Below are 288 nucleotides of genomic sequence, written 5' to 3' on the forward strand. Positions count from 1 at the left end.
GTGCAACAGGCAAGCCAGCGACAGGGCGTTTTCATCCGGAGACGCCGCCTCGCCGTCGATCGGCGTGGAGAGATGCCACAGCGTGGTGGTGGTCAGCAGTTCAGGGGTGTGCGGCACGTTCAGGTAGCGGCAGCGGCCGGCCAGCACGTCACGCATGCTTTCAGTGACGATGCGGTGCTCGTGGCGATCTTTCGCCGAGGCCATCAGCCGCTCCCCCACTTCGCGATCGCGCTGCGGATCGGCCTCGCGCCGGGCGGAACCGGCCAGCGGGTTGGAATAGAAACGGCC

1 protein-coding gene is annotated in these 288 nt (G+C 67.4%); it reads right to left on the bottom strand.

Translation table 11 applies throughout. The annotated features are described in order from the left end of the window. A partial coding sequence (locus tag J0A68_RS23375) for a chorismate-binding protein (protein ID WP_206580524.1) occupies positions 1-288 on the bottom strand: 288 nt, incomplete at both ends.

This window comes from Algoriphagus oliviformis (genome assembly GCF_017254915.1).
Taxonomy (GTDB): Bacteria; Bacteroidota; Bacteroidia; order Cytophagales; family Cyclobacteriaceae; genus Algoriphagus; species Algoriphagus oliviformis.